The sequence below is a fragment of the Myroides odoratimimus genome, from assembly GCF_038039805.1.
Classification (GTDB): domain Bacteria; phylum Bacteroidota; class Bacteroidia; order Flavobacteriales; family Flavobacteriaceae; genus Flavobacterium; species Flavobacterium odoratimimum_B.
Genome location: NZ_JBBPHK010000014.1, coordinates 37,177 through 54,345, shown reverse-complemented (window position 1 = coordinate 54,345; position 17,169 = coordinate 37,177). Strand labels below are relative to the sequence as shown.

Annotated in this window: 15 protein-coding genes; 7 read left to right on the top strand and 8 right to left on the bottom strand. The window is 32.7% G+C overall.

The features are described from left to right. Positions 1 to 29 precede the first annotated feature (29 nt). From AABL85_RS11375 to AABL85_RS11365, 3 genes are read right to left on the bottom strand one after another with little or no spacing between them, the layout of a single operon-like run. A complete protein-coding gene (locus tag AABL85_RS11375; RefSeq protein WP_341310162.1) occupies positions 30 to 2,543 on the bottom strand; it encodes a TraG family conjugative transposon ATPase in 2,514 nt (837 codons plus the stop codon). Next, positions 2,527 to 2,871, bottom strand: coding sequence for a DUF4133 domain-containing protein (locus AABL85_RS11370; RefSeq protein WP_341310161.1), 345 nt, complete (start codon positions 2,869 to 2,871; stop codon positions 2,527 to 2,529). Before AABL85_RS11370 ends, AABL85_RS11375 begins: the two co-directional genes overlap by 17 nt. A gap of 11 nt (positions 2,872 to 2,882) precedes the next feature. Then, complete coding sequence (locus tag AABL85_RS11365; RefSeq protein WP_341310160.1) at positions 2,883 to 3,191, bottom strand: DUF4134 domain-containing protein; 309 nt, start codon at positions 3,189 to 3,191, stop codon at positions 2,883 to 2,885. 289 nt (positions 3,192 to 3,480) lie between these two features. On the opposite strand from AABL85_RS11365, the gene AABL85_RS11360 reads away from it, so the two are divergent. Then, positions 3,481 to 4,158, top strand: a complete 678-nt coding sequence (locus AABL85_RS11360) for a DUF6904 family protein (protein WP_341310159.1) — start codon at positions 3,481 to 3,483, stop codon at positions 4,156 to 4,158. An 84-nt stretch (positions 4,159 to 4,242) separates the two neighbouring features. On the opposite strand, the gene AABL85_RS11355 is transcribed toward AABL85_RS11360, so the two are convergent. From AABL85_RS11355 to AABL85_RS11340, 4 genes are read right to left on the bottom strand one after another with little or no spacing between them, the layout of a single operon-like run. After that, entirely contained in the window at positions 4,243 to 4,752 is a 510-nt protein-coding gene (locus tag AABL85_RS11355) for a hypothetical protein (protein WP_341310158.1), read from the bottom strand. A gap of 3 nt (positions 4,753 to 4,755) precedes the next feature. Next, entirely contained in the window at positions 4,756 to 5,043 is a 288-nt protein-coding gene (locus AABL85_RS11350; protein WP_058699395.1) for a DUF3408 domain-containing protein, read from the bottom strand. After that, the gene (locus tag AABL85_RS11345; RefSeq protein WP_341310157.1) at positions 5,043 to 5,474 is read right to left on the bottom strand and encodes a DUF3408 domain-containing protein; all 432 of its coding nucleotides are present in this window, start codon (positions 5,472 to 5,474) and stop codon (positions 5,043 to 5,045) included. The genes AABL85_RS11350 and AABL85_RS11345 overlap by 1 nt, the downstream gene beginning before the upstream one ends. A gap of 12 nt (positions 5,475 to 5,486) precedes the next feature. After that, the gene (locus tag AABL85_RS11340; RefSeq protein WP_341310156.1) at positions 5,487 to 6,254 is read right to left on the bottom strand and encodes a ParA family protein; all 768 of its coding nucleotides are present in this window, start codon (positions 6,252 to 6,254) and stop codon (positions 5,487 to 5,489) included. Between the two features lie 793 nt (positions 6,255 to 7,047). Here AABL85_RS11340 and AABL85_RS11335 point away from each other — a divergent pair. Genes AABL85_RS11335 through AABL85_RS11310 form a run of 6 tightly spaced genes read left to right on the top strand, consistent with a single transcriptional unit; the run spans position 7,048 to position 15,612 of the window. Next, positions 7,048 to 9,942, top strand: coding sequence for an SNF2-related protein (locus tag AABL85_RS11335; protein ID WP_341310155.1), 2,895 nt, complete (start codon positions 7,048 to 7,050; stop codon positions 9,940 to 9,942). 13 nt (positions 9,943 to 9,955) lie between these two features. After that, positions 9,956 to 11,710 carry a site-specific DNA-methyltransferase gene (locus AABL85_RS11330; RefSeq protein ID WP_341310154.1) on the top strand — a complete coding sequence of 585 codons (1,755 nt, stop codon included), beginning with the start codon at positions 9,956 to 9,958 and terminating at the stop codon, positions 11,708 to 11,710. 2 nt (positions 11,711 to 11,712) lie between these two features. Continuing rightward, positions 11,713 to 14,400 (top strand): DEAD/DEAH box helicase, encoded by a 2,688-nt coding sequence (locus AABL85_RS11325; RefSeq protein WP_341310153.1) that lies wholly within the window; start codon positions 11,713 to 11,715, stop codon positions 14,398 to 14,400. Positions 14,401 to 14,404: 4 nt separating this feature from the next. Continuing rightward, positions 14,405 to 14,938 carry a hypothetical protein gene (locus tag AABL85_RS11320; RefSeq protein WP_341310152.1) on the top strand — a complete coding sequence of 178 codons (534 nt, stop codon included), beginning with the start codon at positions 14,405 to 14,407 and terminating at the stop codon, positions 14,936 to 14,938. Between the two features lie 13 nt (positions 14,939 to 14,951). Further along, the gene (locus AABL85_RS11315; protein WP_341310151.1) at positions 14,952 to 15,191 is read left to right on the top strand and encodes a hypothetical protein; all 240 of its coding nucleotides are present in this window, start codon (positions 14,952 to 14,954) and stop codon (positions 15,189 to 15,191) included. Positions 15,192 to 15,195: 4 nt separating this feature from the next. After that, the gene (locus tag AABL85_RS11310; protein WP_341310150.1) at positions 15,196 to 15,612 is read left to right on the top strand and encodes a hypothetical protein; all 417 of its coding nucleotides are present in this window, start codon (positions 15,196 to 15,198) and stop codon (positions 15,610 to 15,612) included. Between the two features lie 287 nt (positions 15,613 to 15,899). Here AABL85_RS11310 and mobB read toward each other — a convergent pair whose 3' ends face one another. Next, a complete protein-coding gene (gene mobB, locus AABL85_RS11305) occupies positions 15,900 to 17,168 on the bottom strand; it encodes a conjugal transfer protein MobB (RefSeq protein WP_341310149.1) in 1,269 nt (422 codons plus the stop codon). Position 17,169 lies beyond the last annotated feature (1 nt).

Below are 17,169 nucleotides of genomic sequence, written 5' to 3'. Positions count from 1 at the left end.
TTTCACTCGATTTTCCTTGCGAAGTTGGATTAGAGCACTGTCTTGTATTCTTCTTCTTGCCTTTCTTGCACCAGGCGTTTTATTGCCATTTCTACATTACCATCAAGTGCTTTAGCCAGGTTCATAACCTGTAGCTTTTCGGTCTCCTCTGTAGTATAAGCGAGATATTCCGAGTAGCTTACTTCTGTAGCATATACGCCAGAGTGAGTTCCCCCAAGACCAATCCACACTTCTTTGTAAAGGCGATTTGGATTGTTGTTTAGATTAATAGAAAGTATCTGCGCTTTTTCTTTGTCAGTGAGTCCAAGCATCGCCTGTATATCATCAAACTTGTTCATATATTTACGCTGATCAAGCAGGATCTTACAATCTGAATTATTGATGATACTTTCCTTTACAATCGGAGATTGAATAATATCATCTACTTCTTGGGTTACAATTATTGCCTCTCCAAAAAACTTCCTAACGGTTTTAAAAAGATATTTAATGTACGATGCCATCCCCTCTTTGGCTATGGCCTTCCAAGCTTCTTCGATTAAGATTAGTTTACGCTGACCTTTAAGACGTCGCATCTTATTTATAAACACTTCCATAATGATAATAGTCACTATAGGAAAGAGAATTTTGTGATCTTTGATTGAATCTATCTCAAAGACAATAAAGCGTTTATTTAGTAAATCAAGCTCACTTTCTGAGTTTAAGAGATAATCATATTCTCCTCCTTTATAATAAGGCTCAAGAACATTTAAAAAGTTTGCTAAATCAAAGTCTTTTTCTCTAACCTGCTTGTCCTCTAACTCAGCTTTGTAATCTGTTTTGATATACTGATAGAAAGTGTTGAAGCTTGGTTTTATATCGCTATTTTGTAGTTTTTGAATGTACCCACTAACAGCATTTGAAAGCGCTACTTCCTCAGCTCGTGAGGGCGGCTGGTCATCCCGCTTCCAAAGCGTTAAGATCAGGGTTTTAATACTCTCTCTTTTTTCAATATCAAACACCCCATCATCGGTATAAAATGGATTAAATGCAATTGGGTTTTCTTCGGTGTATGTAAAGTACAGCCCATCTGTTCCTTTTGTTTTGCCTTTAATCAGTTCACATAATCCTTGATAAGAATTCCCTGTATCTACCAAAAGTACATGAGCATTTTGTTCATAATACTGTCTTACCATATGATTGGTAAAAAAACTCTTACCACTTCCTGATGGTCCCAAGATAAACTTGTTTCGATTGGTAATAATTCCCTTTTTCATGGGAAGATCTGAAATATCCAAATGAATCGGTTTACCAGTTAAGCGATCCGCCATTTTAATTCCAAAGGGAGATAACGAGTTCTGGTAGTTGGTCTCACCAGTAAAAAAACATAAGGCAGGTTCTATGAAGGTATAAAAGCTCTCTTCACTTGGAAAATCACCGCTATTCCCTGGCATACCTGCCCAGTAAAGTGTGGGAGCATCCACTGTATTATGTCTTGGTACACATTCCATAGAAGCAATAGCACTTCCTACGTCATTTTTAAACTGTTTAAGCTCATTTGGATTATCTGACCATGCCATTACATTAAAGTGAGCTTTTATAGAAGTAAGGCCTTTACTATGGGCCTCATTTAAGTATTCTTCTATCCACTGTTTGTTAATTTGATTAGCTCTACTGTATCTGGCAAGGGAATGCATATTCTTGGCTGACTTCTCAAATTGTTTTAAATTACAATCACTATCCTCTATAAACAAATACTGATTATAGATGTGATTACAGTTAAGCAAGAGTCCAGCAGGCGAGGCAAACGATAAAGCCATACTACTTTTATCGGTTGATAGTTTTTCATAACGAGATAAATACGATACCTCAGTAGGCAAGTCATCTGTACTTGAAAGAGTGTGCATCGAAATCCTATTGTCTCCTACTCTAACCTCTTCTGCACTGATGGCAATATCCTGAAGACTTCCTCTTTTATCAGAGCTTAGAGTCAGATACTGCTCTAATAATCCACTTTTCTCTTCTGAGCCTATGATATCCTCTTCAGATAATTTAGTTAGGTGAATCAGTCCACTATCATTGACTATTTTCTCTAATTGAGTAGTTGCTTCTAAAAAGCTTTGAACCATATCTTTATCTCTGATTTCTTTAGGGATGAGTTCCCCTCTTGTAAGTGATGAAAAATTACTCTGACTTTTAATTCGTTCCTTGGTTGTCTTTGTGATAAAGAGATAACAACTGTGATTTAAAAAGGGACGCTCATTAAAATGCCTTTCAAAGCTTCTACTTAAATAGCTTTGTTCTGCGTCTTTAAAATCAGCCTCATAACTCTCTTTTACAAACCAATCCTGTTTGTGAATAACCGTAAACTCAGGAAGGGTTTTAATTGCCTTATGCCATACACTGTGAATGGTCTCATATTCTTTATCTGAGATAGTAAAAATCTCAGGTAAGATGACCTTATAACAAACCGTTATATCTGCTTGCTTGGAAACAATACAGTTGTTCTCCACTGATAGGATCGGAAACATTCTTTCAAGAGTGTTTGTCTTAGCTGTATTTCTCATAGTGTCTTAATTTTAAGTTTCTACTTAAATACCCTTTGACCTCTTTTCTTGAAATGATATACTTTGGAAAGTACTTTCTAGCCTGAAGTTTCATAAGTCCATACTGACCATATTTCTTGTTTAGTGAAAACACTTTGTAAATAAGATAGCCTGATGTACCAAGACCAAGGACTAAACAAATAAGATTGTTTACCCCTGCCATGTACATCACCATAACAAGAATTAAATCAGCCAAAAGTCCTCCTGCAAAATAAAACAGGTACTGAGCCTTGAGTCCTTTAAACTCAACGCTTGCTCCAATGCCTTTATTGATACTATACTTTTTCATAGTAGTAGCTTTTAAAGGAAAAATGAACGTAAGATTGTAGCTGCTACAATTAAGAAGATACAAGCTCCAAACCAGCTTGCAGCTGTTTTGCTTGTATCGGGATCACCGCTTGAGAATTTGTTATAAACCTTTACTCCTCCAATAAGACCAACTACTGCTCCAATAGCGTAGATAAGTTTAGTGGCTGGATCAAAATAAGAAGTGACCATTTGGGTTGCTTCTGTGATTCCAGCTGTTCCGTTTCCTTGAGCTAATAATGGCAAACTATTTAATACAATAGGTAGTGTGAATAGCCTTTGTTTGATTGTTTTTGTTTTCATAAGAATGACATTTAGTAAGTTATAATCATGCCCTTTGCATGATACTTTGGTAAATGTCTTTGGAAAACGGTTTGGGGGATTGATTGTGGAACTTTGGGGTTATGTTTGGCTTTTAGGTAGCCCTATAATTATAGGTCAATCTTTTTTTGTAGGTTTGTTTTTCACTTACTTTATTTTAATTACAAAAAGAATCATTCCGTTTTTTTAGCAACAGGTATAAGGATTGATGTAGTCATTGTAAGAGAACAAGCAACAAGTGGAGTATTTATTTTTAAACTAACTGTGTAATATGTTTTATCTATTAGCAACTAAAAACGGTATTGGTTTTGAATTATGGGGATCTTATGAAGATTTATCTTCTTTATATAATTCCTTTGATGGATTGTGGAATAATGAAGATTTCTTAGATCAGCCTGGTTTTAAATCACGGGAAACAATAATAGCCAGTATGTTATATGATATACGAAAAACTTTTCAAGGCAATAGATTAGAGCGTACAGGCACTCATTTCCATTTTAATGATACACCTTATTTTGGATGTCGAATATCTTGGGTAGATGGACTGTTCTTTCTGCATGCTGTTCGATACAACGCACGTTATTTTAACATCAATAAACTTCAATTATCAAATCTATTGCAATTAGAATATTGGTTAGAAAAAGCGATGTATAGTTATGATCCCAATGGAGCAGTTAACTTGTCTCATTACATAACAGGTGGTATTGATGCTTCTAATGATTGCTTGTATATCTACATGAGAAGGATTAACCTTGATTATTTCTTATTAAATGGAGGTAAAAAAGCCTTTAGACAATTACCTGAACTATTAAAGAAAGCTTGTTTTGGAACATCTGAATATTTAGCATACAAAACTGAATTAGAAAAAGACGCGAAAAAATTAAATACCATAGCTCCGAACCTGGAATTAGATGATGATACATTTGATTATGATAGTGTGAAATGGTAGAGGAATAAATGTCTTTTAAGCCTACTTAAGAATTTGTAATAAACAAAGACAGTGTTTAATTTTTAAAACTAAACACTGTCTTTGTTATATAAAATCATTGATATTAAAATCCTCACTACCTATTACTTCTTCTTCTTCTTTTGGTGATTTTTCGTTTAATGATTGATCTAATAATTTAGCTATTGTCTTAGCTGAATTTGGAATCGCCTGTTGAAGTAATTCAAGTAAATCTGAGCCTTCTATTTTTTTAGCTGTTTTTACTGTAGTCTCATTGATTAACTCTTGTTCAATAGACCGAACAAAACTATTAAGTTCATCTGTACTAACCCGCTCAGTAAACTCATGATCTACAGGTTGTAAACTCTCACTTAGTTCTTTTTCTTCCTCTTCTAAGTCAAGCTCCTCTTCTGTTTGACTCATTAACGATTGTTTTAGGATGACTGGTTTACTTTCTCCTATAATACTGATGGGTACATCTTGTTTAAAAGGTGGCTCTTCTGTTTTAGATTGGTTCTCTTGTTTGTTGGTTTTATTTTTATCTAATAACAGAAGAGCAATTACAAGAACCAGACTGATTATTATAACTATTTTCATGGGTTAAAAAATAGGTTTATACTTTTGGTTAAACTTTTCTACAATCGTCTGTGAAAACTCCTCAAAGTGATTATCAAGCAGATTATCTAAGTATGCATAAATAGAAACTTTGTCCTCTCCTATGACTTGAACAATACGAGTGAGTTTTTCATGAAACTCTGGTCGGATGTAAACCGTTTTTCCATCTCTGGCTCTGGTTGATGTTTCTTTTAAAAAAGTATCAACATAATTCTCTTTGCTCTTAGTTGTTTGTACTTGAGCTGCTTTCCTAAAGTGTTTAAATTTTCTCATTATAAAATAGGTTTAAATTTGTCATTAAAATATTGGGTAATCTCTTGGCTGTAATCTTGTAGATGTTGCTTTAAAATATTGTCTAAATAAGAATACAGCGTAGTTTTCTCTTCTTTAGCTAATTGCGTTATACGAAGTAATACTTCGTGGTACTCTGGTCGGATGTAAACCACCTTCCCAGCCCTTGTTGATGGGAAGTCATTAATCAAAAAGAGTTCTTGGTATTTAGTAATTGACATCTCTTTCTTTGGTTTCTTCTCTTTTGTCTGTGCTATTTGTTTTTGGGTTACTGGTTCTTCTTTTTCCTCTACAATAGGTTTAACTTGTTTTGCAGACTTAACTTCTATATCACCACTCATGATATTCATTAGGTAGTCTTCATCGACTAACTCATTTTGATTCCCCTTTTTTGATGTGTTTTGCTCTTTCATTATATATTAGGATTAAAGATTAGTAATACGTAAAAACTCATCAGCAAACTCCGATAAATTAGTAGCCTTCATAAGGCTGGTATCCGCAGGAAGTAAACTTGATCTAAATACATATCTGCCTGTAGCTTCTGTTTCTTTTCTAAAGCGTTTACTGTCTTTTATTCTCGCCTTCATAATAGGAAGGTCTAATTGTTTAATCACAGTCTCATAACTATTATATAATTCAGTCTTCTCTCTTCCATCCACTTGGTTCCAAAAAAGCCACAACTGTTGTTTAATGGAGTTTTCTTTACTTTTTGGTAATTCCGCAAAAGCTTTAGTAAAACCTAACGTGCTCTCTACAACTAATCGATCTGCGATAATTGGACTAAAGATGTAATTCATTTGATTTAAGGTGGATAATACTCCTTTAGTGTTAGCTGTCCCAGGTAAATCAAAGAATACCACATCAAAAGTTTGATCTAATTCTTTCATAGTAGCATCAGCAACTTCTAAGGCTTCTTCAACCTTGCATTTGATAATCGAGTATGCTTTTCTTTTTAATCTTTGAAACTGCTTAATAGCAGCTTGTTTGTAATATTCATTTTGCATGATACTATCCTTGTCACGCTCTCTCATATTAACCAAACTGTTCTGAGGAAAATCACAATCCATAACAAGAACATTATAGCCTAATCGATAATGAAGCTGACTAGCTAAGAGTGTTGTTAAAGTAGATTTACCTACTCCGCCTTTTTGTGTATAAAAGCTAATTTTTAAAGGTTGTTTTACTGTTTCCATATTGTACATTTTTAATGGTTTACGTTTTACATTATGGATAGTTGTAAGTTTTAGATCGTTTAAAACATAGCGTTTTGTTTTAACTAAGTAATACTTGATTCACTGTTTTGTTACAGTAGTATTTTAAACCTTGTTTTAAATAAGCAATATTTATCAATTAACTGAGCTTATTCAAAATGATACCTCTTACTTTACAAAAACAATTTTTACTTTAAGCTTTAGCTTCTTCGTTTTTTTACAACCTTGTAAACAGGTTCTTATAAAAAGTATAAGCTGTAAAAACTGTTTTATCGTTTTCAAACTTTACGTTTTTAATTTTTTACTGAAAAATCATTTTAAAAAAGCTTTAAAGCGCTATTTAAAAGACAATTACAAAACTTACTTTACTATCTTACGACAAAGAAAGTATATATACAGATTGAAAACTTTAAATGGAATTTTATGGTTGTACTTGGCACTTTAGTGTCAAATAGTGGGTGATTTACTAATATGAAATCACTTTAGATTTTACTTTGTAAAATTGGTGTATTTACACATCGAAAGATAAGAGCAAGTTATGTTTTGAGGCACTCGAAATTGAGATTCGAGCCTTCAAAACGACTTGCTCTTGCAGAGGGCTAGAAAACTACTCCGAAGTCGTCAGTTTTTGCTTGAAATAGTAGATAGACTCAAAATATTGAGGGGTTTATGGATTTTATTATTTATAGAATAAATAAAATATGTATGTTTGATTTTGTTGCTGGATAACAGATAAAAGAAAAGGAGCCTTATATTTGTTTAAAATTGAGATTTAATGATTACAAAATACCAAGCTAAATATTTAGCACACGATTTAACGAGATTAAAACCATCCAATTCGATTGGAAAGTTTGCTGCATCTTTGCAAGATGCACAGGTAGATTTGAATCCACATCAGGTAGATGCTGCTATGTTTGCTTTTCAATCTCCGTTGTCTCATGGAGCAATTTTAGCAGATGAAGTTGGATTGGGTAAAACTATAGAAGCTGGTATTATTCTATCTCAACAATGGGCAGAGAAAAAAAGAAGATTATTAATTATTGCTCCCGCCAATTTGCGTAAGCAGTGGAATCAAGAATTAATAGAAAAATTTTATCTGCCATCTGTTATTTTAGAAACGAAATCTTTTAATGAAGAGGTTAAGAAAGGTAATTTAAATCCTTTCAATACAGAAGAAGCTATTGTAATTTGTTCATTTCAATTTGCAAAAGCTAAAGAGGCTTATTTAGCACAGACTCGTTGGGATTTGGTGGTAATTGATGAAGCTCACCGTTTGAGAAATGTTTACAAACCAAGTAATAAAATTGCAAATGTTCTTAAAAATGCTTTAAGTCCTTATAAAAAAATATTATTGACAGCTACACCTTTACAGAACTCGATATTAGAACTGTATGGTCTAGTGTCTGTTATAGATGATTATGTTTTTGGAAGCTTGAAGAGTTTTAAAACACAATTCTCAAGATTAACAGAAGATGGTAATTACCAAGAATTGAGAAATAGACTACAACCTGTTTGTCATCGTACATTGAGGAGTGAAGTATTAGAATATATTAATTACACTAATAGAATTGCAATTGTTCAAGAGTTTACACCTAATGATGATGAACAATATTTGTACGATCAATTAACCCAATATTTGCAAAGACAACGTTTATATGCTTTGCCTAATAGCCAGAGACAATTAATGACATTAATTTTACGTAAGTTGTTAGCTTCTTCGTCTTTAGCAATTTGTGGTACATTAGACTCATTGGTTATAAAATTAGAGAGTATTTTAAAAGACCATTTACAAGTAGAAGATAACCTCCTAGCAGAAATGGATATTGATTATGAATCAGCAGATGAAACAGCAGATGAATGGTCGGATGAAGAATTGGAAATAGGATATCAGTTTACATCTGAGGATCTGGTAAATATAGCTACTGAATTAGAGGATCTAAAAAATTATCGTGACTTAGCTTATGCGATTAAATCAAATTCTAAAGCTGTACAATTATCTACAGCTTTAAATAAAGGCTTTGAAGCATTAGAAGAATTAGGTGCAAATCAAAAAGCTTTAATTTTCACAGAAAGTAGAAGAACACAAGATTATCTATACCAACAGTTAGAAGAGAACGGATATGAAGGAAAAGTAGTCTTGTTTAATGGGACGAATAGTGATGCTAAATCTAAGACTATCTATAAGGCATGGCTCGATAGACATACAGGAACTGATAAAGTGACGGGGTCGGCTACGGCTGATATGCGTGCAGCTTTAGTAGATTACTTTAGAGAAGAAGCTACTATTATGGTTGCTACAGAAGCAGCAGCAGAGGGAATCAACCTACAATTCTGTTCTTTGATTGTTAATTACGATATGCCTTGGAATCCACAGCGAATAGAACAACGCATTGGTCGTTGTCACCGTTATGGACAGCAATTCGATGTAGTTGTTGTTAACTTTTTAAATGTTAATAATCAAGCAGATGTTCGTGTTTATGAATTACTGAATGAAAAATTTCAATTGTTTAATGGTGTATTTGGAGCTTCTGATGAGGTATTAGGGGTAATTGGTAGTGGAGTAGATTTTGAAAAGCGCATTGCTTCAATTTATCAAGAATGTAGAACACCAGAAGAAATAAAAGGAGCTTTTGACCAACTTCAAGAAGACTTGAAACCACAGATATCAGAAAGAGTTTTAGAAGTTAAACAAACTTTAATCAATCACTTTGATCAAGAGGTAGTAGAAAAATTGCGTAGTAATCTGATAGAGACAACAAAAACACTAAATAAGTTCGAAGCAGACTTGTGGACTATTACTCAATATTATTTAGGAGATAGTGCCATATTTGAAACAGATTATTCCTTTACTTTAAAAGAAAACCCTTTTAAGGAAGAACATATATATGCTGGTCATTATATGATTTTGAAAACCGATGATAGAGGAAGAAAAAATATAGTTAATATACCTGATGATACTAATATATACAGAGTAGGACATAGTTTAGCACAGCGTATATTAAAAGCCTGTAAAGAAGAGGAAACTCCTACTTGCGAGGTTGTTTTTGATTATACTAATACTACTGGTAAGATTAGCACGTTGGAGGAGATAGTAGGACAAATGGGATGGATGAGTGTACAGTTGTTAGAAATAGACTCTTTTGAGAAAGAAGAGTATTTATTGGTTAATGCAATTACAGATAGTGGAGAGAGGATTAGTCAAGAAGATGCACCTCGCTTTTTTTCATTATTTGCAAGCGAAGGAGAAAAAAAAGAAGTATCATCATTAGCAGTACATCAATTAAAAGAATGCCTGTTTCACAACAAGCAAGAAATTATAAATGAAAATGCATTGCGAAATAATGAGTTCTTTGATAAAGAAATGGACAAACTGGATCAGTGGGCGGATGATATGAAAATTAGTTTAGAAAAGGAAATTAAAGACTTGGATGCTTTTATTAAATTGAAAAAGAGCGAAGCAAAAAAGGCCTTTTCTTTAGAGCAAAAAGTACAGCTACAAAGAGAGGTAAAAGACTTAGAAAAGAAAAGAAATGAATGCAGAAGGACACTCTATAGTACCCAAGATGAAATAGAAGAGAATAAAGAGAATCTAATAGATGAAATAGAAAAGCGTTTGCATCAGAAGATAAAAGAGACTACTCTTTTTACAATTCGATGGAAACTAATATAAAAGAACACAAGCAATGGCTCAAAATAAAAACTTACAAAAATTAGAATTAACGTGGATTGGCAAAGGCGAAGAACCCAAGCTAGAACCACGTATTTTAATAGAAAACCCAGAATACTCATACGGTGACCCAAACACCGAAAATAGGCTCATACATGGTGATAACCTTTTAGCACTTAAAGCGCTAGAGCAAGACTATGCAGGTAAAGTAAAATGCATCTATATAGACCCTCCGTACAATACAGGGGCAGCTTTTGAACATTATGATGACAATATAGAACATTCAATCTGGTTAGACTTAATGCGTAAAAGATTAATAATTTTAAAAAATTTACTTTCTGAAGATGGTTTTATTTGTGTCCATATTGATGATAGTGAAGGTCATTATCTTAAAGTATTACTAGATGAAGTTTTTGGCAGAAGTAATTATTTAACTACATTTTATGTTAGAGTAAGGTATCCTGACAAAACCTTGAAACAAGATATGGCATTTCATAAGGAAATTGAGCAAATACATATTTATAGGAAAGCTTATGGAGCAAAACCAAGATTGAACGAAAGTGAAGCAAATTTTGATAAATTCATTTTCTATTTTGAAGAATTAGAAGAAGGTGAAGAAATTGAATTAGGAGGTAAAAGAGCAGTAATTTTCCAGAAACATCAGTATAAAATAAAGAAAGGCGATGGAACAGAGGATGGTAGAAAAGAAATTTGGGCTACAGGTAGTATATTAGACGGAAATTCTTCAGGAAGATTCTTTAGGGACTATCTGACAGGTAGATATGAAACAGATGGCTATGGTGTTCTATATAAGATTTATGGTATAGGTGATGATAAATTTGATTATAGATATTTTACAGGTCCACAAAAAGAAGGTGCAACAAAAGGTAAATATTTTCAAGGCGTACCACAGGCTCAACTAAATAATAAAGACTTAACTAAAAAGACTCCTATCAATAATTTTTATGATTTAGCAGGTAGTTTTGGTAATTGTCGTTTAGAAGGTGGAGTTGATTTTAGAAGTGGAAAAAAACCAGAAAAATTACTACAATTAATATTACATCATTTCAGTAATGAAGGTGATTTAGTTCTGGATTCTTTTTTAGGATCGGGATCAACTTGTGCTGCTGCTTTTAAGATGAAACGTAGATGGATTGGTATTGAATTAGGTGAGCAAGCTTATACTCACTGTTATCAACGATTGAAATTAATTCAACAAGGCAAGGATAAAACAGGTATTACGTCAGATGTCAATTGGCAAGGTGGTGGTGGTTTTAAGTTTTATACTTTAGCACCAAGCCTATTAAAGAAAGATAAGTTTGGGCAGTGGATTATGTCCGATGAGTACAATGCCGATATGTTAGCCGCTGCAATGGCTAAGCAAGAAGGTTTTAAATACAGTCCAAGCGAAACGCAATTTTGGAAACAAGGGAATTCATCAGAACAAGATTTTATTTTCACTACCACGCAGTTTCTTACCGTTCAGCAGTTAGAAGCGATTGCAGAAGATATGCAAGCGGGTGAAAGTTTATTAATTTGTTGCAAAGCATTCCAAACAGAATGTAAAAACAAGTTTCCGAACATTACTATCAAAAAAATACCGCAGTTGTTATTAGACCGTTGCGAATTTGGTAAAGACGATTACAGTTTAAATATCGTCAACATACCACAAGAAGATAACCAAGAAGACTACGATGTAGAAGAAGAAATTGAAAATGATGAGGAAGTAGTTGATACAAAAGAAAATAACCAAAAATCATTATTTGATTAACTATGAATCAAAACACTATTAACCAAATAAAACAACGTTTATCGTTGCGTTTACCTTTAGCAGAAGCGTTAGAAGTTACAGCAACCATAGCAGATCATATTCCTCTACATAAAACGAAAAGAAATACTACGGTTCAGGAAGATTTACAAGTCATAAAAGGCTTGTATCCTTCTTGTACAGATTTTCAACGTGCCTTTCCTTCCATCACCCACAATATAGCTACGGGTGTGGGTAAAACACGTTTAATGGGGGCTATCATTACTTATTTGTATTTAGCCAAAGGCGTTAAGAATTTCTTTATTCTAGCACCTAACTTAACCATTTACGAAAAACTTATCAAAGATTTTGGAGACCCAGCGTACAGTAAATATGTATTCAATGGTATTTCAGAATTTGTACACAATCGACCTGTAATTATTACAGGAGATAACTATGCACAGCAAGGGGCTTTGTTTAGCGAATCAGAAATACGCATCAATATTTTCAATATTTCTAAATTCAATTCAGATAACAAAGGATCTAAATCTGGTGGTGTAGCATTAACACCTAAGATGAAACGTTTATCAGAATATCTTGGTGAATCGTATTGGCAACATTTATCGGCTTTAGATGATTTAGTCGTATTAATGGACGAAGCACACCGTTACCATGCAGATGCTTCTAAAAAAGCGATTGATGAATTAAATCCTGTATTCGGTATTGAATTAACCGCTACGCCAACAGATGAAAAAGGAAAATCGTTTAAAAACATCGTGTACGAATATACCTTAGCTAAGGCATTAGCAGATGGTTTGTATGTGAAAAATCCTACCATTGCTAAACGTAAAAATTTTGATCCTAAAGGGAAAAGTTCAGAAGAAATTGAACAAGTGAAGTTAGAAGATGCCATTTCTATTCACCAACAAACCAAAACGGACTTAGAATTATACGCACTCAACAATGATCAAAAAGTAGTAAAACCTTTTGTTTTAGTAGTTTGTAAAGATATTACACATGCTAAAGCGGTTTATGATTATATCAATTCAACTACTTTTTACGAGGGACAATACATCGATAAAGTTTTACAAATCGATTCTTCAACTAAGAAAGATGAAGAAATAGAGCAATTATTTGTTTCGTTAGAAAATCCAGATAACGAGATAGAAATTGTTATTCACGTTAATATGCTAAAAGAAGGTTGGGATGTTTCGAATCTATATACTATTGTGCCTTTACGTGCAGCTAATGCAACCGTATTAATCGAACAAACGATTGGTCGTGGGTTGCGTTTGCCTTTTGGTGGTAAGCGTACGGGCGAAGCTAATATTGATAAATTAACGGTAATAGCACACGATAATTTCGATTCAGTAATTGCAGAAGCTCAAAATCCTGATTCTTTATTAAACAAAATGTCTTTTGTAGAATACGATGAAGAACAGGTGAAAGAAAAAACTATTGCAACGACATCTGTATCTAAAGCAGAGAAAGAAATTGCAGTAGAACAAGCAAAGGTTGATGCTATTGTAGATATTCAACAAAAACAAACAGCACAAAATCAAGTTGATGCTAAAAAAGCAATTATTTCTGTATTACCTACATTAAATAAAATACCAGAGATAAAGAAAGTTGAAGATTTTGCAAAACCTGAAGTAAAAGCTATTGTAATAGAAAAAATTATAGAGAATTTTAGCCAAGGACAAGGGAATTTATTCGCTGCTGATATTGTTAAAGAAGCTGAATCAATTTATGAACCTGTTGTTTCTAATTACAAAAAACAAATTATCGAAATACCTCGTATGGACTTAGTCCAAGGGGATGCTCATGCTTATTTTGAAGATTTTAATTTAGACACTTCTGTATTTCAGTTCAAAGCTTTAGAAGAAGAAATTATTCGTGTTAGCTTAGCCAATCAAGCAGAGGTAGAAACATTGCGTGCTACTTCTAGTGGTAATTACGGTAATCCTATCAATAATATCATTGCTGAATTATTAAATAATTCAGATGTAGATTATGATGATAACGCTGAATTATTACATAAGCTAGCAAAACAAGCCTATAGTGCGATAGAAGCAAGTAATTCGGATGAAAAAGATATAAAGAAAGCAGTATTTCAGTTTAAGAAAACGATTTCAGATCGTATCTACCTTCAAATGAAAAACCATTTTAAAATTGAATATAGCAATTACGAAAAACCAAACGTATTACCATTTACAAAAATAGAATCACATAATTTTTCGGCGTTAGCCAATAATGGTTTTAAAGATTATAGAGATACTATTTCTCCTGTTAGCTTAGTACCAAAGTATGTATTTACAGGTTTTGAAAAAGCATGCCATTTTGAATACAAGTTTGATTCGAATACAGAAAAAGAATTAGCATTTGTACTTGAAAATGACAACACAGTAGTAAAGTGGTTAAGACCTGCAAGCAATCAATTCCGTATTTATTGGGATAACAACTCTAAACGTTATGAACCAGATTTTGTAGTAGAAACCGAAGAGGCAATTTATATGATAGAACCAAAATCTAAAGATAAAATGCAAGATTTAGATGTACTACAAAAAGCAGATGCAGCAAAAACATACTGTAAATATGCTACCAAATACAATTTAGAAAACGGTGGTAAACCTTGGCATTATTTATTAGTTCCACACGATGTAGTAAGCAGAGATAAAAGTTTAGGCTATTTGATTTCAGTATATAAATCATAGATTGATGGAAGTAATAGGGTATCAGACATTAGAAAATAGAGATAACATTGATGCTATAGAGTTGGAAGGACCTTATGATTGTAGTCATAAAGGCTCTTGGCTAGGTACTGGTGCTTATTTTTGGGATAGCAAAATAAAATGGGCTCATGAATGGGGGTATATTGGGTATCAAAATAGAGGGAAGGATTATGTAATCGCTCAGACTCAATTGAATTTAGAACATGAGTGTTTTGATCTTTTTGGGTCTGTAAATTGTCAAGAAACTTTAATGGAATGTATTGAAGTGATGAAACAGAGTGGAAAGATTAAAAATGCTAAACAAGCAGTAATACCTAATTTAATTGAGTTTATGAAGAATAATGGTATCTTCAATTATTCATCTATTAGAGCTGCTGATATGTATAGAGGAATAATGCGTTTAAAGTTTAGGGGTGATAGGGAGGAGTACTCAATAATTGGTCAACGGGTTCAGATTTGCGTTATAAAAAGAAAAGATGTAATTTTGCAACCTCTGAAAGTGGTGTTTCCAGAAAATTGATTATATTTAGATTATGAAAACACAATTAGCACAACAACTAAAGGCAATATTAGATCAAATGCCACAAGATCAATTCGATCAGGTATGGGGATCTATTGTTGATATGAATATGGAAGGTCCTTCGTTTGACGATGCTATTGAATATTTTTCAATGGATAAAGTAAATGGAGTATTTAATTATGCTTCAGTATTAGAGGCGTATAATGAACCGTTACGAGAAAATCAGTGTGAAGATCTTGGTTTAGCAGCATAAAAGTATGGAAAATAAAAAGGCTTCAATTCAGTTTGTGAATTTTATGGTTAGAGAGAGTCATATATCTTTTAATGAAATAGGAGAGTATGATATTTCTTTAGACTTTAAAGCACACGCAATTGTAGAGCAAGAAAATACAATGTATCGTCTATTTATTGAAACAATTATAGAAGAAGAAAGAGGAAAAGTTAGGATTTCATTATTATCAGAGGCTATTTTTAATTATGATGACGCAATACCATTAGAAGATTTAAAAGGGGGGTTATTTACTAAGAATGCTCCTGCCATTGTATTTCCTTACATAAGAGCGTATATAGCTTCATTAACAGCTTTATCAGGTGTGCCGACAATGAATCTTCCTACGTTGAATTTAACAAAGTTAGGAGATAGCTTAAAAGATAATATAGAAGTAAGAGAATAATTTTATATTTGCTATTGAATCAAACGATTCCGATCATAGTTTAAAACTTTCGTAATTAGGTGCTCACAGTAATTTAAAAAAGTGAACATCCCTATTTATAAAGTATACGAAGTAAAAGAGGCTAACCCTCTTTCTCCACAACATAAATAGGATTATTACCTATTAAAAGTTTCAAAACAAAACAAAAGCCTGTAAATTGAATGAGTTTACAGGCTTTTATATTTAATCTAGATAGTTATTTGTTTTAAAAGTGCTCATAATATGAATATCTAATTAGGTGCGCTGTCTCAGAAAGATCTTTTTTTTCTTCTTTTGATCCTTTTCTCAAAACTCAACTCTTCATAATCTATCTCTTGGTTATTGTTTAAAAGATTAAACAATGATAAAAACTCATCATTATTAAAATCAGTAGTTTCAGAATATAAGTACTCAAACATTGGATGTAACTCGTCTGATTCATTAGTATTAGCTTGTTGAGAAGGTATTAAAATTGAATTGGTATGATCTTCTGCGTTACTCCACTTTTTATTTAGTGTATTAGCAGATAGCTCTTTACTTAAATCAGAACCTTTATAGACACTTTTAGAGTTGTGATCGATAAAAGTTACGCCATAGATACGATTGTCTTTGTTTTGGAATAAAACAACGTTTATTCCGTGATTTAAAAGTTCTCCTTTAAACTCTTGTTGTGAATTTGTTGTATTCAAAGCTATTTCAATGGTATATTTTAGATTAGCTTTATTGGGTAAAGATTTTAGTTTTTCTTTTGATGCTTTAAAGTGATTTTCAAGATTTTGATAACTTGCATTTTTTCCAAATAAAGATGCCTTAAAAGGATTACTTACCTTCTCTCCTATTTCATTTAAAGCAAAGTACACTAAACCTTGTTTGGTTTGTCCATTGTAAGATGCTTCTACCTTTTCAACTCTGATATTAAATAGAGATAATAAGGCATTATAACTTGTTAGACTATCATACTTATAATACTTGGGTAGATATCGTATTACTGAGGCTATTTGAGCTTTTAAATTATGTTTGGTATAATCAACTGGTATAAATTGAATCTGTTTAGATTCCTCTTTTGTTTGATTTATAGAAGAGCTTAGATTAAACTTCTTTTCAATATCTCTACAGGCTTTCATTGATTTTAAATGATCATATTTATCATCAATTTTCTTTCCTTCTAAATCTGTACAGACTGTTACGATATGAATGTGTTCTCTTTCTATATCACTGTGTTTATAGACAATGTAAGGTTGATTTGTATAGCCCATACTATTCATATACTGTTGGGCTATTTTGTTTAAGGTCTCGTCTGTTAATTTATCATTGGGATTCGGATTCAAAGAAATATGTCTTACAACTTTCTCTGTCTTGTTATTTAAAAGTAGATAAGGCTCAAGGTGTTTATAAAGTTGAGTGATGTAGTTTGAAGTGTTATTTGGTTCTGGTAGATTATTTGTAAACAAAACAGAACCTTGTCCTTTATCAACTTTTAATTGATTGTAGGACAAAGCTCCTATAAGATTACTTCCTTTACCAATCTTAGCTATCATA

What these genes read in the sequence shown, in the direction of transcription:
- AABL85_RS11375 (WP_341310162.1), bottom strand. Translation starts at nt 2,543, where the DNA reads ATGAGAAATACAGCTAAGACAAACACTCTTGAAAGAATGTTTCCGATC.
- AABL85_RS11370 (WP_341310161.1), bottom strand. Translation starts at nt 2,871, where the DNA reads ATGAAAAAGTATAGTATCAATAAAGGCATTGGAGCAAGCGTTGAGTTT.
- AABL85_RS11365 (WP_341310160.1), bottom strand. Translation starts at nt 3,191, where the DNA reads ATGAAAACAAAAACAATCAAACAAAGGCTATTCACACTACCTATTGTA.
- AABL85_RS11360 (WP_341310159.1), top strand. Translation starts at nt 3,481, where the DNA reads ATGTTTTATCTATTAGCAACTAAAAACGGTATTGGTTTTGAATTATGG.
- AABL85_RS11355 (WP_341310158.1), bottom strand. Translation starts at nt 4,752, where the DNA reads ATGAAAATAGTTATAATAATCAGTCTGGTTCTTGTAATTGCTCTTCTG.
- AABL85_RS11350 (WP_058699395.1), bottom strand. Translation starts at nt 5,043, where the DNA reads ATGAGAAAATTTAAACACTTTAGGAAAGCAGCTCAAGTACAAACAACT.
- AABL85_RS11345 (WP_341310157.1), bottom strand. Translation starts at nt 5,474, where the DNA reads ATGAAAGAGCAAAACACATCAAAAAAGGGGAATCAAAATGAGTTAGTC.
- AABL85_RS11340 (WP_341310156.1), bottom strand. Translation starts at nt 6,254, where the DNA reads ATGGAAACAGTAAAACAACCTTTAAAAATTAGCTTTTATACACAAAAA.
- AABL85_RS11335 (WP_341310155.1), top strand. Translation starts at nt 7,048, where the DNA reads ATGATTACAAAATACCAAGCTAAATATTTAGCACACGATTTAACGAGA.
- AABL85_RS11330 (WP_341310154.1), top strand. Translation starts at nt 9,956, where the DNA reads ATGGCTCAAAATAAAAACTTACAAAAATTAGAATTAACGTGGATTGGC.
- AABL85_RS11325 (WP_341310153.1), top strand. Translation starts at nt 11,713, where the DNA reads ATGAATCAAAACACTATTAACCAAATAAAACAACGTTTATCGTTGCGT.
- AABL85_RS11320 (WP_341310152.1), top strand. Translation starts at nt 14,405, where the DNA reads ATGGAAGTAATAGGGTATCAGACATTAGAAAATAGAGATAACATTGAT.
- AABL85_RS11315 (WP_341310151.1), top strand. Translation starts at nt 14,952, where the DNA reads ATGAAAACACAATTAGCACAACAACTAAAGGCAATATTAGATCAAATG.
- AABL85_RS11310 (WP_341310150.1), top strand. Translation starts at nt 15,196, where the DNA reads ATGGAAAATAAAAAGGCTTCAATTCAGTTTGTGAATTTTATGGTTAGA.
- mobB (WP_341310149.1), bottom strand. Translation starts at nt 17,168, where the DNA reads ATGATAGCTAAGATTGGTAAAGGAAGTAATCTTATAGGAGCTTTGTCC.